Below are 2,393 nucleotides of genomic sequence, written 5' to 3'. Positions count from 1 at the left end.
CGGCGAAGTCGGCCTGCAGCTCAGGGTCGGTCATGGCATTGCCGCCGTACTTGATGACGATGGTCTTGCCGTGGAACTTGCGGATGTAGGGCAGCGCCTGGGCCAGGATCTCGGCCTTGTCGCGCGGGGGGATGTTGAGGACGGGATCGGTCATGGTCAGGCGATGAAAAAGACAGATTCCTGAATTGTGAGGGAACTCGGTGACGCCGAAGCTACGGGCGGAGCCAGCGCGGCACCTTGAACCGCACAATCATCAGATAAGCCGCCACGTACGTGGCGACGAACAGCGCACAGAAGGCCATCAGCACCAGCGTGTTGTTCCAGAACAGCACCGCCGGCACCACGGTCAGCGCGGCGAAGATCCACAGGTACGGCGAGGTGCGGTTGTTGCGCGCCAGCAGCTGCCGCGCCTCGTCGTCGGCAAAGGCTACGCGGACGATGCGGCGGAAGATCAGCTGGTGGAAATGCAGCGCGTCGGCATCGCCCGGCGACTGACCGCGCGCCACCTTGCGGTAGATCGAGAACACGGTCTCCCACACGGGGTAGATCAGCAGCAGCATCGGGAACCACGGCGACACGACCCGGTGCCTTTGCACCAACGTCACCGCGGCCACGGCGATCACCATGCCCCAGACGTATGCCCCGCCGTCTCCGGCGAAGATCTTGCCGCGCGGATAGTTCCAGATCAGGAAGCCCAGCGTGGCGCCGACCAGGCAGATCACCATGGCCGCCAGCTGGCGGTCGCCGACCTGCAGCGCGACGTGGGAGATCGCCAGGCAGACCAGCACCGCCACCGTGCCGGCCAGCCCGTTGTAGCCGTCGATGATGTTGAAGGCGTGCGGCAGGCCGCCGATCGCCAGCGCCGCGAACAGCATCGCGGCATAGGGCACGGTCTGCAGCCAGCCATCGACGACCGGAATGCCGACCCGCGCCAGGCCGAGGTTCAGCACCCAGCACAGCAGCAGCGCGGAACCGATCGTGAGCCCGAGCCGGTAGCGCACCGTCACCTGCTGCGTCACGTCCTCGATGATGCCGCCCAGCACGGCCGGCGCGATGCACAGCAGCGTCAGCGCCGAGGCCTTGAGTGGCCAGGAGACATTGAATGGGTCCGAGCCGACGCCGGCGACGAACCAGGCCACGCCGGTGCCGATGAAGATGCCGGCCCCTCCCAGCCGGGGCACGTGCCCCTTGTGGAAGCGCTGCGGCATGTCGGCCGCATAGCGCCGCGCATGCCGGCGGGCGCGGCGCATGAACACCTGCACGGCGAATGCAGAGACGAGGAAGCTGATGACGATCAGGGCAATCATGGGGTAGTGGCGGGAACCCTAGAATTCCCGAGCGAAATTAGACCATGCCGATGACCCCCTCCCCTCCTGCCTCCATCACGGTGTCGATCGTGAGCCACGGCCAGCTCGACCTCGTGCGCCCCCTGATGGAGGAGCTCGACCGATTCAGCCGCGGCATGGTCGCCAAGGTGGTGCTGACGATCAACATCCCCGAAGTCGACACGCTGGCGGGCCTGGCGTGGGGTTTCGAGGTCGATCGGATCGAGAATTCGGCCCCCAGGGGCTTCGGCRCCAACCACAACCAGGCCTTCGGGCGCTGCGCGACGCCGTGGTTCCTGGTGCTCAACCCGGACATCCGGTTCGACCGCGACATCCTGACGCCGCTGGTGGCGCAGGCACGCCCGGACGCCGGCCTGCTCACCCCGCGCATCCTCGAGCCGGGCAAGGCCGAGCCCGAGCAGCACCGGGCGATCATCACGCCGCACGAGATCCTGGTGCGCCGGCGGCCCGGCTACGTCCGCCCGGCCGTGCCACACTGGATTCCGGGGCTGTTCATGCTCTTTCGCAGCGAGGCCTACCGCAAGATCGGCGGCTTCGACGAGCGTTTCTTCATGTATGGGGAAGATTTCGACATCTGCGCCCGGACCCAGCTCGCGGGCTGGAAGCTGCAGGTGGCCGAAGACCTGCTGGCCCTGCACGACGCCCGGCGCGCCAGTCGCAGCAGCCGCAGGCACCTCTACTGGCACGTTTCCAGTCTGCTCAAGGTCTGGAGCTCGGCCGCCTTCTGGCGCTTCCGCAGCGCGCTGCGCAGGGCTCAGGCCTCGGTGCGGTAGAGCCGGCGGAAGCCGCGGATCAGCGGCAGCTTGGTGGCGGCGCCGATCGCCCGGACCATTCCGGGGGAGCTGTGGGAGAGCAGGAAGCGGGTCAGCCGCAGCTTGGCCTTGGCCCGGAAACCCACATAGGGATTGGTCAGGACCATGTGGGCGTAGTCGTCCAGATGGGCGAACATTTCCTCGCGGTACTCGTTGTCCAGCTTGATGGCCTCGATCGCGTGGTCGACGAACAGCTTGCCGAAGCGCGGCATCAGGTAGTCGCGCAGGTAGAAGC

General features: G+C 67.1%; 2 protein-coding genes and 2 pseudogenes. 1 reads left to right on the top strand and 3 read right to left on the bottom strand.

Features of this window, described 5'->3' with window-relative positions; all coding sequences use genetic code 11:
- Nucleotides 1-154, bottom strand: a pseudogene (locus AC1DY5_RS51610) (acetylglutamate kinase); the annotation flags it as partial.
- A 58-nt stretch (nucleotides 155-212) separates the two neighbouring features.
- The gene (locus AC1DY5_RS51605) at nucleotides 213-1,307 is read right to left on the bottom strand and encodes a glycosyltransferase family 4 protein (protein ID WP_478122008.1); all 1,095 of its coding nucleotides are present in this window, start codon (nucleotides 1,305-1,307) and stop codon (nucleotides 213-215) included.
- A 44-nt stretch (nucleotides 1,308-1,351) separates the two neighbouring features.
- Between AC1DY5_RS51605 and AC1DY5_RS51600 the strand changes: the two genes are divergently transcribed.
- A complete protein-coding gene (locus tag AC1DY5_RS51600; protein WP_478122007.1) occupies nucleotides 1,352-2,119 on the top strand; it encodes a glycosyltransferase family 2 protein in 768 nt (255 codons plus the stop codon).
- Here AC1DY5_RS51600 and AC1DY5_RS51595 read toward each other — a convergent pair.
- Nucleotides 2,101-2,393: pseudogene (locus tag AC1DY5_RS51595) on the bottom strand (glycosyltransferase family 2 protein); the annotation flags it as partial. The gene AC1DY5_RS51600 and the pseudogene AC1DY5_RS51595 sit on opposite strands and share 19 nt — an antisense overlap.

Source organism: Variovorax sp. P4_D9, from assembly GCF_056401695.1.
Note: the sequence above shows the minus strand (reverse complement) of the source record. Positions and strands in the feature narration are given on the sequence as shown.